Source organism: Arthrobacter sp. SIMBA_036, from assembly GCF_046535135.1.
GTDB lineage: Bacteria > Actinomycetota > Actinomycetes > Actinomycetales > Micrococcaceae > Arthrobacter.
In genome coordinates, this window is record NZ_JAWRXG010000002.1 from 443,402 (window position 1) to 466,402 (window position 23,001).

The following is a 23,001-nucleotide window of genomic DNA, read 5'->3' on the forward strand; positions in this document are numbered from 1 at the left end:
GGGAGAGGAGGGAGGGTTGGGTTTGTTTATTTGTAGAAGCGGGCGAGGAATTCGGCGACGACGGCCGGGCGTTCCTGCCCTTCTATTTCGATGGTGGCGTTGACCTTGATTTGGGCGCCGCCCTTGACCTCGGTGACTTCGGCGATGGAGCCGTTCATGCGGACTTTGGAGCCCACTTTGACCGGGGAGGTGAAGCGGACTTTGTCCAGTCCGTAGTTGACTTTGGTGGTAACGCCGTCGACGTCGAACAGCTCACCCCAGAACGGGATGATCAGGGACAGGGTCAGGAACCCGTGCGCGATCGGGGCGCCGAAGGGGCCGTCCTTGGCGCGTTCGGGGTCAACGTGGATCCACTGCTGATCATCAGTGGCGTCGGCGAACAGGTTGATCTGTTGCTGGGTGATTTCACGGTAGTCAGTGGTGCCGAGGTCCTTGCCGGACATGGTGAGCAGCGTGTCGAAATCGACGACGAGATTGGGCATCATTGCCTCCTGGTAGTGGTTGTTTGTGGAAAGTTGTCCGTAAAAAGCGACCGGGTTAGCGGGTGAAGGCACTCTCGCCCGTAAGCGCCCGGCCGATGATGAGGGCGTTGATCTCGTGGGTCCCCTCGTACGAATAGACGGCTTCGGCGTCGGCGTGGAAACGCCCGACGTCGGCGGCGAGCGTAATGCCGTTGCCGCCCACCACTTCGCGGGCCAGGGCGACGGTCTCCCGCATCAGAAGGCTCGTCTGCATCTTGGCCAAGGCCGAGTCTTGGTCCCGGTAGATCCCCCGGCCCTGCTGTTCGGTCAGGCGCACCACCAGAGAGAGCGACGCGGTGATGTTTCCGAGCATGCGGGCCAGTTTTTCCTGGACCAGTTGGAAGGACCCCACCGGGCGGCCGAACTGTTGGCGCTCTTTGACGTAAGACAATGCGGCCTCGAAAGCCCCGGCTTGGATGCCGGTAGCGATCCAGGCTACGTCGGAGCGCATGGCCCGAAGCATCGCTGCGACGTCCTTGAACGAGTTCACGTTGTGCAGGCGCATGGCCTCGGGAACGCGCACGCCGTCGAGGGTGATATGGGCGTTCTGCATCATCCGCAAGGAGGTTTTGCCTTGGATCTTTTCCAAGCCCACCCCGGGAGCCTGCCGGTCCACGAGGAACGCTTTGACCTGACCGTCGGCGACGTCCCGGGCGAATACACACAGCACATCCGCCGTGGTGGCACCCCCGATCCACCGCTTGGCGCCGTCCACAACCCAAGCACCTCCGCCGCCCCCGCCGTCGACTCCCGGTTCGAAGCGAGCCGTGGTGGCGAGCCCGCCGGCGATGTCCGAGCCGTGCTCCGGTTCGGTCAGCGAGAACACGCCCTTGAGCAAGAAATCCACCACGCGGGGCATCCACTCTTTTTGCTGCTCCTCGGAGGCACCAACCCGGATGGCCGTCCGGAACAGCCCGGCTTGGGCTGTGTACCAGGTGGCCAGTGAGGCATCCGTTCGAGCCAGCTCGAAGATCCGGAAGCCATGGTAAATACCCCGGGCCGGGCCGTTGGTGGTCAGCGCGGCAGGTTCCATCAGGTCCAGATCAATAAGCGGCTGCGCCAGCTGATCCGGGAATTCGCCCCGTTCCCAGTACTCGGCCAGCAGCGGTTTCGCCTCGGCGTCAAGGAAATTCCGTAACCGCGCCAGCACGGCACATTCCTCGGTGGTGAGAAGAGCTTCGGCGTCGTACCAGTCCGCCGTCGGGTAAAGCCGCTCATCGGCAACTGTCGTGCTCATCTCAACCGCCCAGCCCGAGCAGCCGGACAGCGTTGTCCTTGAGGATCTTCGGCCTGACCTCGTCCTTCAGCGGGAGATCCGCGAACGCGCCCAGCCATTTCTGCGGCGTGATCAACGGGAAGTCCGTGCCGAACAACACCTTGTCCTGCAACACGGAGTTGGACAGACGGACGAGAGATTCCGGGAAGTACTTGGGCGACCAGCCCGAGAGATCAATGAACACGTTGGACTTGTGCGTCGCGATCGAGTTCGCTTCGTCCTGCCACGGCACCGAGGGGTGGGCCATGATGATCTGCAATCCCGGGAAATCGGCGGCCACTGCGTCCAGCAGCAACGGATTCGAGTACGCCAGCTTGATTCCAAACCCACCGGGAAGACCTGCCCCCATGCCGTTCTGGCCAGTGTGGAAGATACACGGCAGGCCCAGTTCCTGCAGGGTTTCCCACAACGGATAGAACTGTTCACTGGACGGGTCAAAGCCCTGGAGGGACGGGTGGAACTTGAAACCCCGGGCGCCCAGCTCAATGGCCTGGTGCTTCGCCCCCGCGATTGCGTCCTCCCCCGTGCGCGGGTCCACGCTGCCGAACGGAATCAACACATCGTTGTGCTTCGCGGCCCCGGCGATCAGCTCCGGGATGCTGTTGGGCTCATGCTTGAGCTGCGTCCGGGCGTCGACGGTAAAAACGACGGCGGCCATCTTCAGTTCGCGGTACACCTCCGCGATCCGATCCAGCGACGGAGTGCGGTCTGCGGCCTTGAAATACTTCGCAGAAGCCTCCGTCAGGGCTTCGGGAAGCGAGCCATGTCCGCAGCTGTCCACCTCGAGATGGACGTGCATGTCGATCGCATCGAGTTTCGCGGCGTCGATGCCGAGTTCGTAACGGTCGGACATGGTCAGCGGGCCTGTGCGGGTTCGGGCTTGGCGGGTTCAGGCTGCAGATCCTCAGGCAACGGCAGGAATTCCTCACCGTAGCCCTGCAGGTTTGCCGCGCTGAACAGGGTATCCGCATTCGCGGCCAGCGCCTCGTAGCTCCATCCGCCCTCCCGGTATTCGGTGGTGGCCGCCGTCGGATGCGTCCAAACCTGCAGCCGGTCCCCACCGGCACCGATCGCCTGGCCGGTGATCCCGGCAGCGGAGTCGGAGGCGAGGAACGCGATCAGCCCGGCAACGTCGTCGGCCGTTCCAAAACCAAGGTCATGCCGGAAGAAGGACGGCATCGCCTCACCGCGTTCATCAGCCTCTACGGCCTTCTGGAAGTAAGGGACCGTCTTAGTCATGGCCGTTGCTGCCACGGGGATCACCGAGTTAACCGTCACACCGGCCTTCTTCATTTCCAGCGCCCACGTGCGGACCATGCCCACGATGCCCGCCTTGGCCGCGGCATAATTCGTCTGACCGAAATTGCCGCGCTGACCGGTGGGCGAACCAATGGTGATGATGCGGCCGGGGATGTTGTTTTCCTTGAAGTACGCATATGCCTCACGGACACAGGTGAACGTGCCCTTCAGGTGAACGTTGATGACCAGGTCGAAGTCCTCGTCAGTCATCTTCAACAGGCTCTTGTCCCTCAGGATCCCGGCGTTCGTCACCAGGATGTCCAGCTGGCCAAATGCCTCCACTGCACCGGCCACAAGGGCCTTGGCAGCCTCGGTGGTGCCCACCGGAACCACCACGGCGGTGGCCCGTCCGCCGTCGGCCTCTATCTGGGCGACTGCTTCCGCAGCGGTCTGGGCGTTCACGTCATTGATCACGACGGCGGCACCCTGGCGGGCGAGCTCCCTCGCGTAAGCGAGGCCAAGACCCTGCCCACTCCCGGTAACGATTGCAACCTTGCCGTTCAAACTCATGGCGCTCCTTCGCATGCAGTAACCGGTCGGGACCGGTGGGGACGATCCCACTGCATCGTGAGATCCTTGTCATGATCAATGAGAATACGGATCATTGAAAAAGTCAACGATTGTTTTTCATTACTATTGGAGTTGCCATGGGTCCGCAAAGCACCGACGTCGAAAAGCCGCGCCTGGCCGCGGCAAAAATCGGCAACGACGTGGGCCTGTTGCTCGCCAAGTTGCACGCCACAGGGTCGGTTCTCAACAACCGTGCCCTCAGCGATTACGGCCTCCGCGAGCGCTCGTTCTCGGTCCTTACTCTTGCCTGCAGCGGACTGGAACCCACCCAACGCGAACTGGCCGACTTCCTCAGCCTGGACCCCAGCCAAGTGGTTAGCCTCGTGGACGATCTTGAACACCGGGGCTTGGTGGAACGCGCGCAAGGAAAGCAGGACAGGCGCGCGAAAATCATCGTGTCAACCGCTGAGGGACGCCGAATTCACGCCAAGGCCCGCATCGCCCTGGATGCGTGCGAAGAAACCCAGCTGGCTCGCCTGACCGAGGGCGAAAACGCTGAACTCAGAGCGCTGCTGAAGAAAGCTTTGTGGGGGTAGCCGGGACCTTTGGTTGCTGGCCGGTGCGCGTCACGGCAAGGATCATGCCGATACCCGCCAGCGACGAAACCATGGCAGAACCGCCATAGGAGATGAACGGCAACGGGACGCCGATTACCGGTAGCAACCCGCTGACCATGGCGATATTGATCAGGGCCTGCCCCAAGAGCCAGGTGATCACGCTGCAGGAGAGTACCCGGGCGAAAGTATCCGTGGTCCGGGCAATGACGGTGAAGATCGCTACGGCCAGGACGGCGAAGAGGCCAAGGACCAGCAACGTCCCGGCCAACCCCAGCTCCTCGCCCAAGATGCTGAAGATGAAGTCGTTATGGGCTTCCGGGATCCAGTTCCATTTTTCCCGGCTCTGCCCCAAACCGACCCCAAACCAGCGCCCCGACGCGAGCGCATATTGGCCATTGAGGGCTTGGTAACCGACGCCTTGTGCGTCCTCCGCTGAGCCTGCTCCAAGCCAGGAAAAGATCCGGCCCATGCGGTTTCCGCTGCTGGCCGCGAGCACCAAGGCTGCCGCCGCGCATGCCGCCGCCGCGGCGCCGAAGACTTTCATGGGGACCCCGCCGAAGAACAGCGTGGCACCCAGGATCAGCATGACGATCATGGTGGTTCCCAAGTCATGGCCAAGGGCAACCAGTGCCATGATCATGCCGCCGGCAGGCAGCAAGGGGATCACCGCATGCTTCCATTGGCCCAGCAGATGCTGCTTGCGGGACAGAACGGATGCGGCCCAGACGATCAGGGCCAGCTTGGCGAATTCCGAGGGCTGCGCGGTGAATCCGCCCACGTTGAGCCAGTTCCGGTTGCCGTTGACTGTCATTCCCAGGGGCGTGAACACCAAGCCCAAAGCAACCACGGAAACCATCAGCATTGGCCAGGCCAGCTTGCGGATGAGGCGGGCAGGCAATCCGGCCAGGACCAACATCAACGCGACGCCGGCGAGGGTCCACATGCCCTGCTTCAGAGGCAGATCGTAGGGGTTCACCCCGGACGCGACCGACTCCACGGACGACGCGGACGCAACTTCCACGAGGCCGATCGCAGCCAGCGTCAGGACGACGGCGAGGATGACGGGACGTTGCCGGTCCACGCCTTCCTGCGTAAACCATCGACGCACTGCACCCAGCCGGCCGCGGAGTTGATTCTGAGGAGGCATGGGTGTCTTGGTGGTAGCTGTCATCGTCATGCTTTCCTGGCTTTGGTCCGGCTAGTCCGGCTCTACTCCCGTTCGGCCATTCGTCTGGAGAACCGCAACACAAAGACGATATGCCCACGACGCCCCTTAACCCTCCATACGCACCCTTCGTGCGTGTCGGCAGGGCCGGTGAAGGTGCAGATCCGCACTCGCGACGACTACCATCCCAAACATGGCCATCCACATCGGAACATCGGGCTGGAGCTACGATCACTGGGAGAACGTGCTCTATCCGCCAGGCTTGCCTACGGCAAAGCGTCTGGCCCACTACGTGGCACGGTTCAATACCGTGGAACTCAATGCGAGTTTCTATCGCTGGCCGCGGGACACCACGTTCGCCGGCTGGCGAACCCGGCTTCCCCAAGGTTTTGCCATGTCCGTCAAGGCACCCAGGGGTCTGACCCACGGGAAAAAGTTGTACGGTCCCGAAGTTTGGATCGAAAGGATTTCCCGCTGCTGGCACGAATTGGGCGACAAGAGGGCTGTCCTACTGGTCCAACTCCCGCCCGGTCTTGCCCGCGATGATGCCCGGCTTGATTACTTCCTCGCCGCACTGCCGCAGTGGATCCGGGTCGCCGTCGAGTTTCGCCACGATAGCTGGGACCACCCCGAGGTCTATGCGCTCTTGGAACGCCACAACGCCGCTTACTGCATCATGAGCGGGGCCAATCTGCCGTGCATACTCCGCGCGACAGCTTCGTTTGTCTACATTCGGCTTCATGGGCCCGATCATGAACACCTTTACGGGGGCTCGTACTCGGATGCGGACCTCGGCTGGTGGGCTGACCGGATCCGCGAGTGGAGCGACGGCGGCCGGGACGTCTTCGCCTACTTCAACAACGACGGCGGAGGCCACGCGGTGCGTAATGCGGACACCCTGCGGGCTTTCCTGGGCACCGGCTGACCCCTGCCCGTGGACGGATTCGTCCGGTCCGCGAAAACCCCTTGCGGACTAAATAATCAGCATGCTTAGCTTATCCTACTGCTGGTATCCCGGTCGTAGGGGGAACCGCTGGACCGGCAATTCACATCAGGTTGCCATAGCGTTCAGGAGGGATCACCATGCCGCTATCCGAACGGGAGCAAAGGGTTCTGCAAAGACTCGAACGGGAACTCTTTATCCAAGACCCCAGACTTGCCCGGCAGCTGGAATCGGGCATCCCCGTCCGTGGTCCTATCCAGCCCCGGCTCCGGGACGTGCTCGCGGCGGCTGGCGCTTTGGTACTGATCTTGCTGGCTATCCCCCTGCACGCATTTCTGCTGGCAGTAGCCGGGCTTCTGCTGTTGTTCTCTGCGGTGCGGGCGGACAGGGCTCACCGCGCGAGGGTTGCCCGGATATCAGTAGATCGTGGGCGCCCCAGCTGACCCCGACTCCTCTGAGCACACTCCGCCCGGGTTAGCACTCACACGCAAATGACTTCGCAGCCTTGGTCGCGAATCTGCTGCACCACCCCTTCGGGTGCCCTGGTGTCCGTGATGAGCACATCGACTTCGGCCATGGCGCAAACGGGTGCCAATGCGATTCTGGAAATTTTCGTTGCGTCGGCGAGGACTATTGTCGTGCGTGAGCGCTGCTGCAGGGCACGGTTGACACGGGCACCCATCGGGTCATAGTTCGTGCAACCGGCGTCGGGGTCAACGCCGTCGACACCTAGAAACGCTACGTCGATGTTGTAGTCCGTCAGGAACTGCTCGGCTATCGGACCCACGGTCTCCTGGCTGCTGGCCCTGGCTTCGCCGCCGGCAATGAAGACCCTCAGTCCGGGGTTGGCCAGCAAGCTGGTTGCGATGTTGAGCGCGTTCGTGACGATGCTGAGATGCTCCCTACCCATGAGCATGCGGGCGAATTCGCTCACCGTCGTCCCGCCGGTCATCCCAACAACCCGTGAGCCGTTCAGATAGGTCAGGGCATGCTCTGCGATGCGACGCTTCTCGGGGAGGTCTTGGGCCGTCTTATAGTTCAAGGGCAGATCGTTGAAAGCGGCGTTAGTTGAGGCACCCCCTCGGGTGCGGGTCACGAGCCGCTGCTCTTCCAGTAACTCCAGATCGCGCCTAATGGTCGCCTCCGACACGGTGAAGAGTTCGGCAAGCGTCGGGACATCGATGTTGCCGGCTTCGAGCACGGCTCCCACGATCTGGTTCAGTCTCTGTTTTCTGGCCACCATCCAAGATTAACGCCTTTGCGCATTTATTTGCAAGAAACGCGCACTTTGCGCCTCAACTCTGCGCGTTCGAACGATTCGATCAATAATCGGTGCATATTTATTGCGCGTAATGCACATCACATGCAATACTTGCTCAGAGTTACGGAAATGAGCAGTTTTAGCATCGTTATGCACAGTTTGATGAAAGGTCGACCATGATTTCCAAGCGAAACCGCCTGCGAGGCACCGCTCTGGTCGCGGGAGCAGCGGCGCTCAGCGTCCTTGCGACAGCTTGTACAGGAGGCGCAGGAGCCTCCTCCTCACAGACGAAGGATGTCACGATCACCGTGGCGTTGTTCGGCGCCCCACCTCCCCAGAAGTCACTGGACGCGTTCACAAAGAGCACCGGCATCACGGTCAAGTGGTCGACGATCGACTGGGACAGCCTGCAGACAAAGATCGCCGCCGCGTCGACCTCCAACACCTACTTCGCTGACGCGACCGACGTCGACTGGTCGCGGGTCGGTCAGGAAAGTAAGCTCGGCTGGTTCTTGCCGATGGAGAAGTACATCGACCAAAAGGCCTACGCAGCAGACATGCCGCAGCTGAGTTCCTTCACGTCCAACGGCCACATTGTGGGGGTCCCTTTCGATGCCTCCTATCTGGTGACCACGGTCAACAAAGCGATGTTCGCCAAGGCCGGAATTTCCGCCATGCCCACCACCATTGATGAGTACACCCAGGACCTCCAGAAGGTAAAAGCTGCGGGCGTCGCTCAAAACCCACTCAACATCCCGTTTGCCGCTGCCGAAGGCTTGTCTACCTACTGGTATGAGACAACCCAGGCATTCGGCGGCAAGATTCTGGACGAAAGCGGAAAGCCGCAGTTCAGCTCTCCGGACTCAGCCGGGTACAAGGCGGCTCAGTGGATGGTTGACGCGATCAAGAATGGCCTCGTTCCTGCCGGCAATATCAACGTCAGCGACAGCGAGAGCCAGCAGACGCTGATGGCCAAGGGCGTCACCGCCAGCACATTCGCGGACTACTCAGGCAACGTCGGCAGCTTGTACGACGTCCCCGCTTCATCCTCTGTCAACGGTGCAGTGCAGTACATCCCGACGCCGGGCATGACCGGCGCAACCGCGAACGTCAGCAACCCGGATGGCATCGGCATCCTGAAGACGGCTAAATACCCCGAAGCAGCGGCGAAATTTATCGAATGGTTCACCTCCGCGGAGAACCAAGCGGACTTCGCCGGCGCCAACGGGCCGGACAAAGTGATGCCCGGATACTTCCTTCCCTCCAGGCTGACAGGACTCGAAAAGCTCACAGCGGCCAAGGGGCTCGCTGGAGGGCAGGAACTGACCACAATGCTCAAGAGCAGCAAGCCCGTCTTTCCCGCGGGAGCACCGGTCTGGTACCCCCAGTTCTCCAATTCCGTCTACACCAACCTGCACGCAGCAGCGGCCGGCAGCATGACCGTCGACGCCGCGATCAAAGCCATCTCGGATTCGGCAACCAAATTGGCCGGGCAGTAGGAAACCGATGAGCACGAGCCTGCGCCTCAAGCAAAAGCCGCCAGCTCGGGGTGGACAAGTTCCGGACGCCGCACGCCGTGGGCGGCGCCTGGACTTGCTCCCCTACGCGTTGGTGACACCGCTGACACTCTTCATCGTCGGCCTGGCCCTGATACCGGCCGGGTTCACCCTCGTCGAAGCGTTCTTCCGCGTTCAGCCGTTGAACCCACCGGATGAGTTCAACGGATTGGACAATTTCCGGCAGCTCTTCGCTGACCCGGCCATCACTGCGAGCATGGGCAACACTGCCCTGTACGTCATCATCGGCGTGCTTCTCTCCACTGTGCTCGCCATTGCCATGGCCATAACGCTGCAGAAACAATTCAGAGGACGCTCGGTCCTGATCGCAGTGCTCATTCTGCCCTGGGCGCTCCCTGGAGTCGTGGAGGGAATCGTTTGGGGAAGCATCTGGGATAGCAACACCGGACTCTTGAACAGCATTTTGAGCTCATTCCACCTCATCGATCACTATTTGGTGTTCCTGGGCCAGAACCATTTCCTCACCATCCTTGGCATAGAACTGGTGCAGGTGTGGCAGATTACCCCACTGTCGACGTTGCTGGTCTTGGCCGCGCTTCAGAACATCCCGGCCGACCTTTATGAGGCATCCACACTCGACGGATGCTCGGCATGGACCACGTTCAGCAGGATCACCCTCCCGCTCGCGCGGCCAGGGATCACCATCGCCATGGTTCAGGGCATCATCGCAACCCTGAACGTCTTCGACCAGCCCTACATCCTCAACGGATCAGCCGCGACGGGCGCCTCGGTGACCATGCAGACCTACTTCATCAGTTTCCAAAACCTGAACTTCGGTGAGGGCTATGCCCTCTCCCTGCTCATCACCCTGGCAACCCTCGCGTCCTCGCTACTCGTTTTGAAATTTGTCTATCGACCGGTGGAATTCTGATGAAACAACGCACACCCCTCATGCGCCGACTTGGCATTGCGTTCATCCTGCTCTGGTCATTGGTTCCCCTTTACTGGGCCCTGAACATCAGTCTCCAGACCGATGCCCAAGCCGGATCGAAGCCATCCAACTATTTGCCGCCTACCCCCTCCCTGGACAACTACAGCTCCCTCTTGTCCGGCGGAAGCGACTTGGCGCAGTCAGTACAGCAATCGTCGATCAATATCTTCATTGAATGTGCCGCAGCCACGGTGATCACACTCATTCTGGCTACGTTGGCGGCCTACGCATTTGCCCGCATACAGTTCAAGGGCCGGCGCGTGCTCTTCTACGCCGTGCTGGCCACGATGGCCTTTCCCGCCTACACCACGCTCATTCCGCTGTACCAGATCCTCACGGCCTTCGGCCTGGTGAACACCTATACGGGAATCGTGCTTGTCTACGTTTCGGGTTTCCTTCCCCTCGCAACGTGGATCCTTCATAACTACATGGCTAGCCTGCCGATCGCCCTCGAAGAAGCCGGAAACATCGATGGCGCCAGCCGGATGCAGGTCCTTTGGCACATAGTCCTCCCGCTCGCACGGCCCGGACTCATCTCGACGGCGATCATCACTTTCCTCTTTGCCTGGGGTCAGTTCCTCTTCCCGTTGGTCCTCTCCAGCGACCTGTCCACGCAGCCGCTCACAGTGGTCATCGCGTCCTTGCAGGGCCGGCACCTTGTGCCGTACACGCTCCTGAACGCCGCCGGCGTCGTTGCCCTCGCCGTCCCTGCCGGCATCGCCCTTGTCCTCAACCGCTACATCGTCAGCGGCATGCTCGCGGGAAGCGTCAAATGACCGGAGAGCACCCGCACCGCATCCCCTCTGAGCGGCCCACAGGACCGGGGACGGCGCTGCCAGGCTTCACTACCGGGGAGTTGACGGTCGCCCTCGACGTCGGGGGTACGGCAATGAAAGGCGCCGTCCTCTCCGGGTCAGAAGCCATCTCCTATCACCGGTGGCCCACACCCAGGGAAGAAGGCCCGGACGCCGTGGTCAAAGCCGTCATCAGCGCCGTTGACGAACTTCTGGGACACGCGCCCGGCGCCCGCGCCATCGGACTGGTTGTCCCGGGCCTGGTGGATGACCGGACCGGGACCGCACTGTACTCCGAAAATATTGGCTGGCGGGATGTTCCTTTCGTCAAGATCATCAATGAGCACACCGGGCTGCCTGTTGGATTCGGCCACGACGTAAGAGCGGGCGGACTGGCAGAGCGCGAACTCGGCGCGGCCCGAGGACATGACGACGTGCTTTTTATGCCAATCGGAACCGGGATCTCCGGGGCCATGTTCGTCGAAGGTCACGCCATCGCCAACAAGTACGCCGGCGAAATCGGCCACCTGGACGTCGGTTCCGGTGAACTCTGCGCCTGCGGCGCCATCGGTTGCTTGGAAACAGTCTCGACAGGCCCCTCCATCGCGCGGCGCTACAACCGGCTGACCGGGGCGAACGTTCAGGGCGCGAAGCCGGTAGTAGAACGCATGCATGCCGGGGACCCCGCAGGCCTGAGCGTCTGGGCGGAAGCAACCGAGAGCATCGCACGCGCACTCGCAGCTTACGTAAGCCTGCTCGCCCCTGGCCTGATCGTCATCGGCGGCGGCCTGAGCTCCGCCGGGGACACCCTCCTCGAACCCGTTGCAAAGGAACTCCGCCGCATCCTCGTATGGCAACAGCAACCGAAGCTGGTCACCGCCTCCCTCGGCGACAACGCCGCCTGCCTCGGGGCCGGCATCCTGGCACGGAAGGCCCTCTCATGAGATCCGCTGCCGCCCACGCCCCAGCCTGCCGGACGGCGTGGTTCGCCGGCCCATGACCCCCGCGGCACCCCTACACGGGCCGCGCACCTACACTTCGTCCCAACTCAAGGAGACACGACTTGTCCAGCACGACCAACACCCACATGAATCACACGGCAGGATCAGAGGCAACGGCACGCGAAATCGCCCAGCAGCCGGACGTCTGGCGTGGTGTCGCCAAGCTCATCGAAGACCAACGCGAGAACCTCGATTCGTTCCTTTCGCCACTGCTTGAAAGGCCAAACCTGCGCATCATCCTCGCAGGCGCGGGTACATCGGCCTTCGCGGGACGGATCGCAGCCCCTTCACTCGCACGGCAACTCCAGCGGCGCGTGGATGCCGTCGCCACGACAGACATTGTCTCCAACCCGCACGAGTGCTTCGCTGAGGACGTACCGACGCTCCTTATCTCCTTCGCCCGGTCCGGCAACAGCCCTGAGAGCAGCGCTGCGACCATCCTCGCGGATGAAATTCTCACCGACGTAAGCCACCTGGTCATCACCTGCGACAGGCAAGGAAATCTCTTCAAGATCCACCAGGGCCGTGACAAATCATTCGCAATTCTGATGCCCGAACGCGCGAACGACCAAGGGTTCGCAATGACTTCGAGCTTCACCTCCATGCTGCTCGCCTGCCTCCTGATCCTCCGTGGTGCGGATAACACCGCCGTGAACGCACTCGCCGGAGCCGCCGAACGCATCCTGGGCCCGCAGGAGATGATGGAGAAGCTGGCCCTCAAGGGTTACGACAGGGTCGTCTACCTCGGCAGCGGCCCCCTTGCAGGCCTCGCGCAGGAATGCGCGCTCAAACTCCTGGAACTGACCGCCGGCAAAGTCATCGCGTACCACGACTCATCGCTCGGCTTCCGTCATGGACCCAAATCCGTCCTGACCGACAAGACACTGGTGATCGTTTTCGTATCATCGGACGCCTACACCCGCAATTACGACCTGGACATCCTTGCTGAGCTGCGGTCAGGTATCGCCGCGGAAAACACCGTTGCAGTCTCGGTCCACCCCGAAGCTGACATTTCCGGCCAGTCATGGGTTTTCCCGGAACTTTCCGCTCTGGATGACGCCCTTCTGGCACCGGCATATGTGCTTTTCGCTCAACTCTTAGCGCTGCTTGCTTCCCTGCAGCTTGGCCTGACCCCTGACAACCCTTTCCCGTCCGGAGACGTCAACCGCGTGGTGCAAGGCGTCCGAATTCACCCGCTCGAGCGGACCGAAACTTACTAGTCGGTTAGGGTCCTCGGCCTTCCCCACGCACGCAACCCTGCCGAAGGCCGCCCCGTCCTCCCTGACCGAAAGGAATACTTTGTGATCTCTTCGACCGCCCGCGACGGCCGAAAAATCGTGACCGTGACTCCCAACCCCGCTCTCGACATCACGTACGGCCTTCCCGCGATCCACCTGGGACAAACCCACCGGGTCGACGCACCTCTCCAACGGGCAGGTGGCAAGGGGCTGAACGTCGCGCGTGTGGCTCACCAGACGGGTTCAGCTGTCCTGGCCATTGCTCCCGTGGGCGGTGCCACCGGCGCCCTGTTTCGCGCCGAACTTGAACAGTCCGGGCTTCCACACCTCCTCATACCAGCGAGTACGGAGACCCGCAGGAGTATCGCTTTCGTCGATGAAGAACACCTCCAGACCAGCATCTTCAACGAACGCGGCGAAGAGCTGCCCTCAACAATCTGGGACGAAATCCTGGCGGCTGTGGAGGCTGTTCTCGATAGGAAGGAAGCTTCCGTCCTAGCCGCTTCGGGCAGCCTGCCGCCCAACGCACCCGGTAGCTTCTACCAAGACATGATCGCCCTCGCACATCACCACAAAGTCCCGGTCATTGTCGACACCTCAGGGCCGCCACTGCTCGACGCCGCCAAGGCGGGCGCGGACCTGCTCAAACCCAACCATCATGAGCTGATCGAAGCCACCGGAGAGCAGCATCTGCCTACGGCGGCCCGGCGGCTTCTTCAACTCGGGGCCCGCACGGTAATCGTCAGTACCGGAGAGAAAGGCATGCTCGCGTTCACCCGCGATCAGCCCGAGGCGCACTGGGCCGCCTCGCCCGGCCGCACCCTTACGGGCAACCCCACTGGAGCAGGTGATGCAGCAGTGGCTGCTGCCGCCGTGTGCCTGAGCGACGGCGCTGACCTCCCGACACTCCTGCGCACTGCCTCTGCCTGGGGCTCGGCCGCGGTTCTCACCACCGGTGCAGGCGAAATCGCAGCGAACTATTCAGACCTCCAAAAAGAAGTACTCGTCACCCTGCAAAAGGACATCCCATGCCACTGACTCCCACGGCAGACATCATGGCCGACGCCGTTGCCTCCCGGACCGGACAAGGTGCCTTCAACGTTATTCACCTTGAAACCGTCGAAGGACTCATCACAGGAGCCGAGCTTGCGGGGTTGCCGCTCATTCTGCAAATCTCACAGAACTGCGCAAACTACCACGGAGGCCTGGAGCCGCTTGCGTTGGCCTGCATGTCACTCGCACGGGAAGCCAATGTCCCCATCGCCCTGCACCTCGATCACGCCGAAGACGCGAGCCTCGCCATCCAGGCCGTGGACCTGGGCTTCGGTTCAGTCATGTACGACGGCGCCCATCTTCCCTACGAAGCAAACCTCGAAACGACGGCAAAAGTCACGGAATACGCCCACTCGATGGGCGTCTATGTCGAAGCGGAACTCGGGAAAGTCGGCGGCAAAGGAGGTGCCCACGCCCCCGGCGTGCGAACCGATCCGGAGGAAGCCGCCGACTTCGTCCGGAGAACCGGAGTCGATGCCTTGGCGGTCGCAGTGGGGTCCTCCCACGCAATGACAGAACGGAACGCAGCCCTTGACCTGACCTTGATCCGCCGCTTGAGGGACAGTCTCAACGTTCCCCTCGTCCTCCACGGATCATCGGGGGTGCCGGACGAAACAATCTCGGAGGCGATCACCGCGGGCATGAGCAAGATTAACGTGTCCACACACCTGAATGGATTCTTCACCCGTGCAGTCCGCGACTATCTGGACTCGCATCCAACCGTTGTCGACTCCCGTAAGTACCTGGGCGCCGGCCGTGACGCACTGGTGCCCGAAGTATCGCGGCTCCTGAGGTTGTTCGCAGGCACCGCCCGTTCGAATGAGGCGTAGCCCCCGCGGGTAACTCCGGGCTGAAGGCATCGCCGTGACCGGGCCGCCGACTACGGGTTGTCTGCGGCGGGAGGGTCAGATTCCTTCTCGAACGGGCCACTGACAACCACCTGCGCGGGGCTGTGGAGGAGGTACCCGTTGAGCCAGGAAAACAAGGCTCGGACTTTTTGTTGTGTCCCGGACAACAAGGCAAGGTGCACCAAGAGCCACGACAAAAACGCAAAGGGGCCCTGCAACTGGAGTCGTTTGCGTCCGAGCTCCGCTACGGCTGCACCGCGCCCGACCATCGCCATGTACCCCTTGTCAACGTAGTGGAATGGTTTCCGTTCGTCCCCGTTCAGGTCAGCGATGATGTTGGCCGCGGCCCACTTGCCGGCCTGCTGCGCCACCGAACCCAGCTGGGGCAGCTTTGCGCCGGTCGAGTCGGTAATGTTCGCGGCGTCCCCAATAACGTAAACGCCGTCGACGTCGGGAGCTGTCAGGTCCGGTTGAACATCGATCCGGCCGCCCCGGCCCTGCGACAGGCCTGATCCGGCGATCAGGTCCCCTGCCTTCAAACCGCCGGCCCACACCACGATCCGTGCAGGCACAAAGCTTTCGTCTGCAAGCTTTACCCCGTCGGCCCGCACTTCGGTGACACCGACTCCCATATGCAACTGGACACCGACTTTTTGCAGGTGCTCAGCGGCATACTTTTGGGATTTCGGGGAGAACACGTTCAGGACGCTGGGAACCATATCCACCAGGTGAACCCGGCAGCGGGCTGCGAGTTCGGGCGAGAAATACTTTCCCACTACGTACTTGACGTTCTCGGCCATGGCACCAGCGGTCTCGACGCCGGTGGGACCGCCTCCCACCACCACCACGTCCACCGCTGCATCGAGACTTCTGTCCGCCTGATCAAGAAGCCGGGTGAGACCGGAGCCCAGGCGGGTGGCATCAGTGACCGAGTACAGCGGGTATGCGAACTCTTCAGCCCCGGGAGTGTTGAAGAAGTTGGGCACGGCGCCCACGGCGATAACCAGGATCTCTGCCCGCCATACCCTGCCGTCCGCGGTGGTGACGGACTTTTGGTGCACATCGACCGATGACACCTTCGCCGTCAACACCCTGACACTGCTCAACCTGCGGAAAACGGACCGCAATGGACGGGCGATGGCCGAAACGCCGATCTGGGACGTGGCAACCTGATACAGGAGCGGTTGGAATTGGTGGTAACTGTTTGAGTCGATCAGCAGGACGCGTATACCTTTGCGGCCCAGCTCCTTGGCTGCTGCGACCCCTGCAAATCCGGCTCCGACCACAATGACTTGGTATGTGTCCTCCATCTCAGCAACATACTTCACCTGCCGTCCCGGCAACAGGGGGTCTGCGGCAGGCCGGCGTCGCCCGTTTACTTTTCGGACCGGTGGGTACGCACGAGGATAGTAAACCGAAGCATGCGGGCATTCGAAGGGGTGGTCACTCTTGGAGGAGATCGGGATTTCAGACGTAGCGCATGGGGCGGGCCCTGTTGAGTTGCTGCTTGTCAGGCATGGAGAGAGTGAAGGCAATGTCGCGGCCACTGAGGCCCGCCTCGCCGGAGCAGAGGTCATCGACGTACCTGCCCGGGACCCGGACGTGCACCTGTCCGACGTCGGGCAAGAGCAGGCCAAAGCCCTCGGAGTTGCTTTGTCCCGCATCTCCCCCGAGCTCTGTCCCGACGTCGTGATCTCATCGCCCTACGCGCGGGCACAGCAAACGGCCCGCATCGCCGTCGAAGTCGCAGGCTGGCCGGTCACCGTCACCACAGACGAGCGGCTCCGCGACCGGGAACTGGGCATCCTCGACCGGCTCACGGGGCGCGGCGTCGACAAGCGGTACCCCGAGGAGGCCGAGCGGCGGCTTTGGCTTGGCAAGCTGTACTACCGGCCGCCAGGGGGCGAGTCGTGGGCTGATGTTGCCCTCCGGCTGCGCTCCATCCTGAACGAACTGGATAATCCAGCCCGTGGTCAACGGCTGATGCTCGTGTGCCACGATGCTCTGATCCTGCTGGTTCGATACGTCCTTGAGGGCATGTCTGAGAAGGAAATCCTGGACCTCGCATCGAGCACGTCTGTGTTAAATGCATCCGTTACGCGTTTCGTGCGGCCGTCCGGAGTCGGCCCTTGGACACTGGAAAGCTTCAACGTTGCCGACCACCTGACCGAGCAGAACGTGGCGGTCACCGAGCACGGAGGGGATGCCAATGTCCACCCCCAGTAGCCAGCCCACGCTCGTAACGCCGTCACTGCTTCGGGACTGGGACTTGCCGGCTCCGGGAAGTGACAAGTACTCGCGCGGCTCGGTGTTGGTCCTTGGCGGAGCCCGGGCGACACCTGGGGCAGCGTTGCTCGCCGGCACGGCAGCCCTTCGCGCAGGGGCCGGGAAGCTGACCATGGCTGTCGCCGGTTCCGTGGCGGTCCATGTGGGAGTTGCCCTGCCCGAATGCGGAGCCATGGCCATGCCGGAAACAGCAGAGGGGTCGTTGACCGGCGAAGGGTTGGAGTCCATAGCTTCCTATGTTGACCGAGCCGACGCACTATTGATCGGTCCGGGACTCGATGACTTGGACCTGACCGAAGTACTCCTGAGAGGCCTGCTGGAACGCGAAGAGGGCGACGGCGGGGACGGCCCTGCGATCCTACTGGACGCCTACGCATTGGCCGGACTCACGAGGGTGGAGGACATGATCGGGCCTTGGCGGGGCCGGCTCATCCTCACGCCGAATCCCACAGAGGCCGGTGTTCTCCTGGGCAGGGATGTCGAGGACCTGGAAGCGGATGTGGCTGCAATCGCCCGCCGCTTCGATGCCGTGGTGAGCTGCCAGGGCATCATCGCCGGAACGGTGAGCCGAGGCTCCGTGGAGTCAGCAGGCCCGGAGGAGTCAGCGGGCTCCCCGGAATTGTGGAAGATCACCACCGGGCACGGCGGGCTGGGAACCTCGGGCAGCGGGGACGTCCTAGCAGGCGCCATCGCAGGGCTGCGCGCGCGGGGAACCAGCGGCGTGCAGGCAGCCTGTTGGGGGACGCATCTTCACGCTGCCGCGGCCGACCGATTGGCGAGCAAGCTCGGACCCCTCGGTTTCCTGGCCCGCGAGCTTGCCGATGAGATTCCGGCCCTCATGTTGGAGCTTAACTAAGCGGGTTTCAGCAGTTCTTTCTCCACGACGGCGGTTCGAGACAGGGTCTTATAGCCCTCCTGCTCGAACAGGACGGTCATGACGTCGTCCTCGTGACGCATGACCAAACCCGGACCCCACTCCTTGTGGATCACGGATGATTGCACCGGGAACTGCTCGTCCGCCACGGCGTCGTCGGTGCCCTCCTCACTATGGTGGGACGCGTCGCCGCCACGGTTGGCCGCATCGGAGCAAGCATCGCAGTGACCGCAGGGCTCGGGCATGTCTTCCCCGAAGTAGCCCAGCAAGAACTGCCGGCGGCAGGTGTCGGTCTCGGCATAACCGCGGATCATCATCAGCCGCGACTGGTCGATGCGCTGGCGGGCCTGGCCAAGTTCAATCGCGCGGTCCACCAGTGTGGACAATTTGGACGTGGACTTTAGCCGGACCCCCCGTTTCCCTAATACGACGGCGCCGGCTTCTTCGAGTTGGTTCACGAGGCCCGTGACCTTCCTGGGCGGGAACCCCGTCAGCTCAGCCAAGGCACTCTTCGTAGCCGGCGCGCCGGCTGACTTCAGGACTTTCAGCAGGGCCGTGAGGGCCTCCGCATCCGGAGCGTGGGTGCCAAAGAATTTTCGAAGTCCCAGGTCCTCGGCGCGATAGTGCAGGATTGCTGTGGCCGGTTCGCCGTCGCGACCTGCCCTGCCGATCTCCTGGTAGTAGGCGTCCAAGGACTCCGGAATATCGGCATGGACAACGAACCTGACATTCGGCTTGTCAATGCCCATGCCGAAGGCTGTGGTGGCAACGACGACGTCGAACTGATCCTGCAGGAACCCCTCATGGATGCTTTCCCGCTCGGCTGGCGACCGTCCCGCGTGGTAGGCGGCGGCCCGTAGGCCGGCCTTAGCCAACTTCTCCGCGTACTTCTCAGTGTCCTTGCGGGTGGCGGCGTACACCAAGCCGATCCCGCCCGCCGCGGCGAGTTCGGAGACTTGTTCCACCACCTTCCGCCTCTTTGCCTTGTCCTCGTGGTGCCGGACCACCTCCAAAGAGATGTTGGGCCGGTCGAACCCGCGGACAATCAGGAGCGGATTCGTCATCCCCAGCCGCTCCACGATCTCATCACGCACAGGGGGCGAGGCAGTGGCGGTGAGCGCAGCTACCGGCGGGTTGCCCAAACGCTCCCGAACATGTCCCAGGTTGAGGTAATCGGGCCGGAAATCGTGGCCCCATGAGGACACACAATGGGCTTCATCGACCACGAATAGTGTGATGCCCAGCTTGGCGAGGCGATCAACGGTTTCCTGCTTGGCCAGTTGCTCGGGTGCGAGGAAGAGATAAGTGACCTCCCCGGACTCCGCTGCCTGCCACGCGGCCTCCACCTCCGAATCGCTGTGCGAGGAATTGATGGCGACGGCTGCCCCACCGCCAAGATCCTCCTCCAGCCCGTCCAGCTGGTCTTCCTGCAACGCGATCAAAGGCGAAACCACGACGGCGGGGCGTCCAGTGGCGTTGTGAAGATACCGGGCCGCCACTTGGTAGGTGGCGGATTTTCCGTACCCTGTGGGCATCACGGCGAGCACATCGCGGCCTTCGACGAGGGCGGTCATGCCCTTGAGTTGACCATCGCGCAACGACGGTAGTGAGAAGGAGGACGCTGCAAGCGCGCCCAAGGCAAGATCGTCGGACATTGAATGGCTCCGCTTGGTTGGACCTGCGGCCACTTGCTTCAGCCGACCCCTCCAGCCTAGCGCGCCGCCGGCCCGCGGGCGTTCTCCGGACCCCTGCCTGTGGAAAACGCCGAACGCTCGTCAGTCAATCCCCGGTTGCTCAGGGAAGGAAAAAACCCCTCAGTTCTTCCGCGATGGCCTTGGCAGACACCTGATGGGTCTGGCCATCGAGAGTGCGGTGAACCGCTCGGGGGACAGCGGCAGCGATCGCTCGCTGGGCGGCGGACATTGCCGGGGCTGCCTTGCTACCCACCATCACCAGCGTAGGAACGCCTACCGCCGCGAGCCTTTGGACAGGCGCCGTGAAGTTGTTGCAGACTTCGACCTCGTAGGGCAAAGTGTTGGCCGCACTCTTTTGGCTTGCCCACACCTTGGGCATCAGCCGGAGCATGATGGGGACGAAGGCGGGCACACCGATCATCTTCACGAGGAAGTAGGACACCATGGCACCTCTTTTGTTTTCGGCCAGGAGTTCCTTGAGGTGGGCGGCATGGTCCACGGGAGAGTCTGCGTGGGAGCCCACCCCGGTGTAGGGAGCCTCGTATGTGGCTAGCCCCCGCATAGGCACCCCCGCTGCAGCGGTTTCGAGGGCCAGCGCCGCCCCGGATGAGATGCCGTACACGAAAGCGTTGCCACCTGCGTGTTGGAGTACGGCCGCGAGGTCCTCGACCTCCCGTTCCACGGCGTACGGTGCGGTATCAGTGCTGTCTCCACGGCCACGGCGATCGTAAAAATACACCGTGTAGGATTCTGCCAGCGCGTTGGCGAGGGCTCTGGAGGGGCCGAAGGACCTGCCGCAAAAAGCTCCATCGACCAACACCAAAGCCGGGCCACTGCCCAGATGTTCCACTGAAATGGTGGTGCCATCGACGGAGGTGATGGCTTCCACCAGGGAGCTGGGGGTCGTTGTTGTCATGAGGCGTACCTTTCGAGGATGGTGTCGAGCGTGGAGAATGCTAGGACCCATCCGGCCAGCGTCATGTCCCGGAGCTCTTCGCTGAATGGGCCTTGGTGCAGGGTCATACGTGTCTTGTGTCCGTGATCATGGAACTCAAGCCGAAGGACTACGCCGTCGACTGCTCCCACTGACGTTTCAGCCGACATCTGGATCTCGAGGAACTCGGGCGCCTGCCAATGAAGGATGCGGCCGCGGATCGGGTGCACGCTTCCGTTTGCCGGGTCCTGCATATCGAGTTCCCATCGTCCGCCTTCCGCAAGTTCTACCACGACGCTCTCCGCGGCCACAGTGACTCCGGACGGGCCAAACCAACTCGTCAGCAATTCGGGTTCGGTCCAGAAGCGCCACACCACGTCCCTTGGAGCATTGAAAGAGCGTGAGACGAACACGTCACGGTCGGTAACTTCACGTTGGTGGTATTCAGGCATCACGGCCGCTCCCGTCGTTGTCTTCATTGTTGTCGCCAATCCCGTTCTGCAATGCCGCCAGGGCGTCGTCGAGCTTGTCGAACGATTCATCCCAGAACTTCTTGTACCGCTCCATGTAATCAGTGGCTTCCTTGAGCGGTTGGCCTTCAAGGTGGCTCAGCCGGGAGGTCGCTATCCGCCTCCGGGAGATCAGCCCCGCATCCTCAAGGACCTTGAGGTGCTTTGAAATGGCCGGCTGGCTGATCTGGAAAGGTGCGGCCAAATCGGAAACCTGGGCATCACCCTGGGAAAGCCGCTGCAGGATCGCCCGTCGCGTGGGATCAGCTAAGGCGCCAAAGACTGCACTAAGTTGATCGACCATACCGAACCATTACCCTTCATAACTCTAAAGTTATATAACCGTATGGTTTACATTAGACCCTTGGCATCCTTTGTCAAGCCTTTTCCATCAGCCCCGACGGGATTCCTGAGCAAGTCTTGAGGGTTTGCTGCAGGGCACCTTGATCCAGCCAATCGAGACTTGAGAAAGCAGAGGACGAGCACTACAACAAAGGATGGCCCCAGATGACTACGCTGACAAGCATCACCGACGGCACCCTCCCCGGCCGCCGTTCCGCCTCCAGCGAGCGCGCAGCAGGTACCGCGACCCCCGCAGCCCCGGCAAGAAGCCTCGGGACTTTCCGTCGCCTTGTCAGGGCCATCGCGAAGGTCATCGGCGTCAGCATGCTCATCCTTGCGGCCCTCGCATTCCTGCTTCTTGCCCTCGGCCCACGCGTGCTCGGCTACCACACCTCCACTATGCTCACCGGTTCCATGGCGCCCCTGATCAACCCGGGCGACGTGGTGGTCACCGTCCCGACCCCGATCAAGGACGTCAAGGTTGGAGACATCATCACCTATCACATCCCTGTTGAAGATCAACGCGTCGAGACCCACCGCATCACCGACATCACCACCACGGCCACCGGCGGCACCACTGTACAGACCAAGGGGGACGCCAACAATGGCGTTGACCCCTGGGTTGCGACGCTGCAAGGCACAACCGTGGACAAAGAAGTCCTCACTATCCCGTACCTTGGCGCCGCTATCCGTGCCCTGCGCGCACCGATTGTCATGAATATCCTCCTTTACGGGGCGCCGGCCGTCCTTGTCATCGGCATGCTCACCTCTATCTGGACCAAGAAGCCCGGCAAAACCACCACGCCCGCAGCAGCGGACAAGCCCTAACGATTTCCCAGAACAACAACGAATCAGACCACGGAAGGAGCGCAGCGAAATGTCAATCCGTCGCCGCCTCCCCCGTTTGGCTGCCATCGGCGTCGCCGTCGTCGTCGCCCTGTTCTCGGCACCAGCCGCCGCCCTTGCGTCGTTTACCTCTAACGACGCCGCCAATCCCCAGTATTCGGCGGCTAGACTCGCCGCACCTGCGAGCGCGAACGTCTCCATGAGTTGTACTGCCAACAATCGCCGCGCCACCGTTACGGTGAACTCATTCAGCACGGTGACATATGCCAATTACCACGAGATCAAGGTTTATAACCGATCACATGTTTTGGAATTCACCGGGGATCTCAGCACCGCCGCCGGGAAAACATACACCTCCGGCTTGGAGACCATCGGCACGTGGACCTACGAGATCCGCGGTTACTACAAGATCCCCGGGACCTCGCGAATGTGGACAGGCACGGCGCTTACTGGATCCCTCATCTGCTAGTCCTGCTGAGCCC

The 23,001-nt window shown here is 62.1% G+C and carries 25 protein-coding genes; 14 read left to right on the top strand and 11 right to left on the bottom strand.

The genetic code is table 11. The features are described 5' to 3' along the window. Window positions 1-26 precede the first annotated feature (26 nt). From SB659_RS04720 to SB659_RS04735, 4 genes are read right to left on the bottom strand one after another with little or no spacing between them, the layout of a single operon-like run. Complete coding sequence (locus SB659_RS04720; protein ID WP_026542563.1) at window positions 27-482, bottom strand: MaoC family dehydratase; 456 nt, start codon at window positions 480-482, stop codon at window positions 27-29. Window positions 483-537: 55 nt separating this feature from the next. Next, window positions 538-1,758 (bottom strand): acyl-CoA dehydrogenase family protein, encoded by a 1,221-nt coding sequence (locus SB659_RS04725; protein ID WP_410549652.1) that lies wholly within the window; start codon window positions 1,756-1,758, stop codon window positions 538-540. A gap of 1 nt (window position 1,759) precedes the next feature. Further along, on the bottom strand, window positions 1,760-2,650 hold the full coding sequence (locus SB659_RS04730; RefSeq protein WP_410549653.1) for an amidohydrolase family protein: 891 nt from the start codon (window positions 2,648-2,650) through the stop codon (window positions 1,760-1,762). A 2-nt stretch (window positions 2,651-2,652) separates the two neighbouring features. Further along, entirely contained in the window at window positions 2,653-3,606 is a 954-nt protein-coding gene (locus SB659_RS04735) for an SDR family NAD(P)-dependent oxidoreductase (protein WP_410549654.1), read from the bottom strand. 137 nt (window positions 3,607-3,743) lie between these two features. Between SB659_RS04735 and SB659_RS04740 the strand changes: the two genes are divergently transcribed. Next, entirely contained in the window at window positions 3,744-4,202 is a 459-nt protein-coding gene (locus SB659_RS04740) for a MarR family winged helix-turn-helix transcriptional regulator (protein WP_284974509.1), read from the top strand. Here SB659_RS04740 and ftsW read toward each other — a convergent pair. Continuing rightward, window positions 4,168-5,400: a putative lipid II flippase FtsW gene (ftsW, locus tag SB659_RS04745; protein WP_410549655.1), complete on the bottom strand. Its 1,233-nt coding sequence runs from the start codon at window positions 5,398-5,400 to the stop codon at window positions 4,168-4,170. The two genes, SB659_RS04740 and ftsW, sit on opposite strands and share 35 nt — an antisense overlap. A 181-nt stretch (window positions 5,401-5,581) precedes the next feature. On the opposite strand from ftsW, the gene SB659_RS04750 reads away from it, so the two are divergent. Beyond that, window positions 5,582-6,313 carry a DUF72 domain-containing protein gene (locus SB659_RS04750; protein ID WP_410549656.1) on the top strand — a complete coding sequence of 244 codons (732 nt, stop codon included), beginning with the start codon at window positions 5,582-5,584 and terminating at the stop codon, window positions 6,311-6,313. A 158-nt stretch (window positions 6,314-6,471) separates the two neighbouring features. Then, on the top strand, window positions 6,472-6,774 hold the full coding sequence (locus SB659_RS04755; protein WP_410549657.1) for a DUF3040 domain-containing protein: 303 nt from the start codon (window positions 6,472-6,474) through the stop codon (window positions 6,772-6,774). Between the two features lie 38 nt (window positions 6,775-6,812). Here SB659_RS04755 and SB659_RS04760 read toward each other — a convergent pair whose 3' ends face one another. Further along, window positions 6,813-7,574: a DeoR/GlpR family DNA-binding transcription regulator gene (locus tag SB659_RS04760; protein WP_284974126.1), complete on the bottom strand. Its 762-nt coding sequence runs from the start codon at window positions 7,572-7,574 to the stop codon at window positions 6,813-6,815. A 194-nt stretch (window positions 7,575-7,768) separates the two neighbouring features. Here SB659_RS04760 and SB659_RS04765 point away from each other — a divergent pair, with 194 nt between their 5' ends. The 7 genes from SB659_RS04765 (at window position 7,769) to SB659_RS04795 (ending at window position 15,016) form a co-directional block, all read left to right on the top strand. Beyond that, window positions 7,769-9,091 (top strand): ABC transporter substrate-binding protein, encoded by a 1,323-nt coding sequence (locus tag SB659_RS04765; protein ID WP_284974125.1) that lies wholly within the window; start codon window positions 7,769-7,771, stop codon window positions 9,089-9,091. Window positions 9,092-9,098: 7 nt separating this feature from the next. After that, window positions 9,099-10,040, top strand: a complete 942-nt coding sequence (locus tag SB659_RS04770) for a carbohydrate ABC transporter permease (protein ID WP_284974124.1) — start codon at window positions 9,099-9,101, stop codon at window positions 10,038-10,040. Further along, window positions 10,040-10,876, top strand: a complete 837-nt coding sequence (locus SB659_RS04775; protein ID WP_284977468.1) for a carbohydrate ABC transporter permease — start codon at window positions 10,040-10,042, stop codon at window positions 10,874-10,876. Before SB659_RS04770 ends, SB659_RS04775 begins: the two co-directional genes overlap by 1 nt. Beyond that, window positions 10,873-11,838 carry an ROK family protein gene (locus SB659_RS04780; RefSeq protein WP_284977467.1) on the top strand — a complete coding sequence of 322 codons (966 nt, stop codon included), beginning with the start codon at window positions 10,873-10,875 and terminating at the stop codon, window positions 11,836-11,838. Before SB659_RS04775 ends, SB659_RS04780 begins: the two co-directional genes overlap by 4 nt. Window positions 11,839-11,957: 119 nt before the next feature. Then, on the top strand, window positions 11,958-13,115 hold the full coding sequence (locus SB659_RS04785) for an SIS domain-containing protein (RefSeq protein ID WP_284977466.1): 1,158 nt from the start codon (window positions 11,958-11,960) through the stop codon (window positions 13,113-13,115). 81 nt (window positions 13,116-13,196) lie between these two features. After that, window positions 13,197-14,171, top strand: a complete 975-nt coding sequence (locus SB659_RS04790; protein WP_284977465.1) for a 1-phosphofructokinase family hexose kinase — start codon at window positions 13,197-13,199, stop codon at window positions 14,169-14,171. Next, entirely contained in the window at window positions 14,162-15,016 is an 855-nt protein-coding gene (locus SB659_RS04795; RefSeq protein WP_284977464.1) for a ketose-bisphosphate aldolase, read from the top strand. The genes SB659_RS04790 and SB659_RS04795 overlap by 10 nt, the downstream gene beginning before the upstream one ends. A 50-nt stretch (window positions 15,017-15,066) precedes the next feature. Here the strand turns inward: SB659_RS04795 and SB659_RS04800 are convergent, their stop codons facing one another. Further along, window positions 15,067-16,344 (bottom strand): NAD(P)/FAD-dependent oxidoreductase, encoded by a 1,278-nt coding sequence (locus SB659_RS04800; RefSeq protein ID WP_284977463.1) that lies wholly within the window; start codon window positions 16,342-16,344, stop codon window positions 15,067-15,069. A 139-nt stretch (window positions 16,345-16,483) separates the two neighbouring features. Between SB659_RS04800 and SB659_RS04805 the strand changes: the two genes are divergently transcribed. Both SB659_RS04805 and SB659_RS04810 read left to right on the top strand, forming a co-directional pair. After that, a complete protein-coding gene (locus SB659_RS04805) occupies window positions 16,484-17,260 on the top strand; it encodes a histidine phosphatase family protein (RefSeq protein ID WP_410549658.1) in 777 nt (258 codons plus the stop codon). Next, window positions 17,238-18,176, top strand: a complete 939-nt coding sequence (locus SB659_RS04810) for an NAD(P)H-hydrate dehydratase (RefSeq protein WP_410549659.1) — start codon at window positions 17,238-17,240, stop codon at window positions 18,174-18,176. The genes SB659_RS04805 and SB659_RS04810 overlap by 23 nt, the downstream gene beginning before the upstream one ends. Here the strand turns inward: SB659_RS04810 and SB659_RS04815 are convergent. From SB659_RS04815 to SB659_RS04830, 4 genes are all read right to left on the bottom strand, one after another. Beyond that, window positions 18,173-19,849, bottom strand: coding sequence for a RecQ family ATP-dependent DNA helicase (locus SB659_RS04815; RefSeq protein WP_284977460.1), 1,677 nt, complete (start codon window positions 19,847-19,849; stop codon window positions 18,173-18,175). The two genes, SB659_RS04810 and SB659_RS04815, sit on opposite strands and share 4 nt — an antisense overlap. A gap of 139 nt (window positions 19,850-19,988) precedes the next feature. Further along, complete coding sequence (locus tag SB659_RS04820) at window positions 19,989-20,804, bottom strand: alpha/beta fold hydrolase (protein ID WP_284977459.1); 816 nt, start codon at window positions 20,802-20,804, stop codon at window positions 19,989-19,991. Beyond that, complete coding sequence (locus tag SB659_RS04825) at window positions 20,801-21,274, bottom strand: SRPBCC domain-containing protein (protein WP_284977458.1); 474 nt, start codon at window positions 21,272-21,274, stop codon at window positions 20,801-20,803. The genes SB659_RS04820 and SB659_RS04825 overlap by 4 nt, the downstream gene beginning before the upstream one ends. Then, on the bottom strand, window positions 21,267-21,635 hold the full coding sequence (locus tag SB659_RS04830) for an ArsR/SmtB family transcription factor (protein ID WP_284977457.1): 369 nt from the start codon (window positions 21,633-21,635) through the stop codon (window positions 21,267-21,269). The genes SB659_RS04825 and SB659_RS04830 overlap by 8 nt, the downstream gene beginning before the upstream one ends. A 203-nt stretch (window positions 21,636-21,838) precedes the next feature. On the opposite strand from SB659_RS04830, the gene SB659_RS04835 reads away from it, so the two are divergent. Beyond that, window positions 21,839-22,501 (top strand): signal peptidase I, encoded by a 663-nt coding sequence (locus SB659_RS04835; protein WP_284977456.1) that lies wholly within the window; start codon window positions 21,839-21,841, stop codon window positions 22,499-22,501. 49 nt (window positions 22,502-22,550) lie between these two features. Then, entirely contained in the window at window positions 22,551-22,988 is a 438-nt protein-coding gene (locus SB659_RS04840) for a hypothetical protein (RefSeq protein WP_284977455.1), read from the top strand. Window positions 22,989-23,001: the final 13 nt, after the last annotated feature.

Bases quoted from the DNA above. Each gene is read 5' to 3' on its own strand.
- SB659_RS04720 (WP_026542563.1), bottom strand. From the start codon at position 482: ATGCCCAATCTCGTCGTCGATTTCGACACGCTGCTCACCATGTCCGGC.
- SB659_RS04725 (WP_410549652.1), bottom strand. From the start codon at position 1,758: ATGAGCACGACAGTTGCCGATGAGCGGCTTTACCCGACGGCGGACTGG.
- SB659_RS04730 (WP_410549653.1), bottom strand. From the start codon at position 2,650: ATGTCCGACCGTTACGAACTCGGCATCGACGCCGCGAAACTCGATGCG.
- SB659_RS04735 (WP_410549654.1), bottom strand. From the start codon at position 3,606: ATGAGTTTGAACGGCAAGGTTGCAATCGTTACCGGGAGTGGGCAGGGT.
- SB659_RS04740 (WP_284974509.1), top strand. From the start codon at position 3,744: ATGGGTCCGCAAAGCACCGACGTCGAAAAGCCGCGCCTGGCCGCGGCA.
- ftsW (WP_410549655.1), bottom strand. From the start codon at position 5,400: ATGACGATGACAGCTACCACCAAGACACCCATGCCTCCTCAGAATCAA.
- SB659_RS04750 (WP_410549656.1), top strand. From the start codon at position 5,582: ATGGCCATCCACATCGGAACATCGGGCTGGAGCTACGATCACTGGGAG.
- SB659_RS04755 (WP_410549657.1), top strand. From the start codon at position 6,472: ATGCCGCTATCCGAACGGGAGCAAAGGGTTCTGCAAAGACTCGAACGG.
- SB659_RS04760 (WP_284974126.1), bottom strand. From the start codon at position 7,574: ATGGTGGCCAGAAAACAGAGACTGAACCAGATCGTGGGAGCCGTGCTC.
- SB659_RS04765 (WP_284974125.1), top strand. From the start codon at position 7,769: ATGATTTCCAAGCGAAACCGCCTGCGAGGCACCGCTCTGGTCGCGGGA.
- SB659_RS04770 (WP_284974124.1), top strand. From the start codon at position 9,099: ATGAGCACGAGCCTGCGCCTCAAGCAAAAGCCGCCAGCTCGGGGTGGA.
- SB659_RS04775 (WP_284977468.1), top strand. From the start codon at position 10,040: ATGAAACAACGCACACCCCTCATGCGCCGACTTGGCATTGCGTTCATC.
- SB659_RS04780 (WP_284977467.1), top strand. From the start codon at position 10,873: ATGACCGGAGAGCACCCGCACCGCATCCCCTCTGAGCGGCCCACAGGA.
- SB659_RS04795 (WP_284977464.1), top strand. From the start codon at position 14,162: ATGCCACTGACTCCCACGGCAGACATCATGGCCGACGCCGTTGCCTCC.
- SB659_RS04800 (WP_284977463.1), bottom strand. From the start codon at position 16,344: ATGGAGGACACATACCAAGTCATTGTGGTCGGAGCCGGATTTGCAGGG.
- SB659_RS04810 (WP_410549659.1), top strand. From the start codon at position 17,238: ATGCCAATGTCCACCCCCAGTAGCCAGCCCACGCTCGTAACGCCGTCA.
- SB659_RS04815 (WP_284977460.1), bottom strand. From the start codon at position 19,849: ATGTCCGACGATCTTGCCTTGGGCGCGCTTGCAGCGTCCTCCTTCTCA.
- SB659_RS04820 (WP_284977459.1), bottom strand. From the start codon at position 20,804: ATGACAACAACGACCCCCAGCTCCCTGGTGGAAGCCATCACCTCCGTC.
- SB659_RS04825 (WP_284977458.1), bottom strand. From the start codon at position 21,274: ATGCCTGAATACCACCAACGTGAAGTTACCGACCGTGACGTGTTCGTC.
- SB659_RS04830 (WP_284977457.1), bottom strand. From the start codon at position 21,635: ATGGTCGATCAACTTAGTGCAGTCTTTGGCGCCTTAGCTGATCCCACG.
- SB659_RS04835 (WP_284977456.1), top strand. From the start codon at position 21,839: ATGACTACGCTGACAAGCATCACCGACGGCACCCTCCCCGGCCGCCGT.
- SB659_RS04840 (WP_284977455.1), top strand. From the start codon at position 22,551: ATGTCAATCCGTCGCCGCCTCCCCCGTTTGGCTGCCATCGGCGTCGCC.